Source organism: Vibrio sp. 378 (genome assembly GCF_033339435.1).
The window spans coordinates 1-1,255 of sequence record NZ_JAWOUO010000093.1 but is presented as its reverse complement, the minus strand read 5'-3'; the positions used below and the strand labels follow the sequence as shown (position 1 = coordinate 1,255).

General features: G+C 50.4%; 1 protein-coding gene. It reads left to right on the top strand.

Features of this window, described 5'->3' with window-relative positions; genetic code table 11:
- The coding region (locus R7Q48_RS24310; RefSeq protein WP_318132654.1) for a GspE/PulE family protein at nucleotides 1-1,255 on the top strand (1,255 nt) is incomplete at both ends.

The window sequence follows — 1,255 nt, the reverse complement described above, 5'->3', positions numbered from 1 at the left end:
CGTTACTACCGCCGTACCAAAGAGATCGCGTCCTTTGCTGAGCAGCTACAAGCCGAGCACCAAGACGTACCAAGCTTTGACTATGGCATCGATGAAGCCGACAGTGAAGAAGTCACCGTTGTAAAACTGGTTAATTCGATGTTTGAAGACGCGGTGCAAGTTGGTGCATCGGATATCCATATCGAACCAGACGATAAAGTCCTGCGTTTACGCCAGCGTGTCGATGGTGTGCTGCATGAAACCATTCTGAACGAAGTGAACATCGCTTCTGCATTGGTATTACGCCTTAAGTTGATGGCGCACTTGGATATTTCTGAGAAGCGTCTGCCGCAAGATGGTCGCTTCAACATCAAAGTTCGTGGTCAATCGATTGATATTCGTATGTCGACGTTACCGACTCAGTACGGTGAATCGGTTGTAATGCGTCTGCTTAACCAGTCGTCAGGCTTACGTCCATTAGAAGAATCGGGTTTACCGCCTGAGCTACTGGCGCGCTTGCGTCGTCAGTTATCTCGTCCTCATGGCATGATTTTGGTAACCGGCCCTACGGGATCGGGTAAAACCACGACACTTTACGGCGCGTTGAGTGAGCTCAATGAACCGGGTAAAAAGATCATCACCGCAGAAGATCCGGTGGAATACCGTTTACCACGTATCACGCAAGTACAGATCAACAGCAAGATCGACTTAACGTTTTCACGCGTGCTACGCACCTTCTTACGCCAAGACCCAGACATCATTTTGATTGGTGAGATGCGTGATCAAGAGACGGTAGAGATTGGCTTGCGAGCAGCACTAACCGGCCACTTAGTATTGAGTACGTTGCATACCAACGATGCGGTCGACAGCGCACTGCGTATGATCGACATGGGGGCGCCAGGCTATCTCGTTGCCAGTGCCGTGCGTGCCGTTGTAGCTCAGCGATTGGTTCGCCGTGTTTGTCCAGATTGTAAAACCCAAGATCATCTCGATGAGTCGCGTCAACAATGGTTAGCGGGGCGTTTTCCAAATCAAGTTGGGGTGACTTTTCACAAAGGAGCAGGTTGTCAAAACTGTAACTTGACGGGGTATCGAGGTCGAATCGGTGTGTTTGAAATGCTTGAGCTGGAACATGAGATGATGGACAAGCTGCGCGCGAATGATGCGGTTGGCTTTGCACAAGCGGCTCGACGTTCAGAAAACTACAAACCGCTTCTTGCCTCAGCAATGGAGCTTGCGCTGCAAGGTGCTGTGAGCCTGGATGAAGTGATGACCC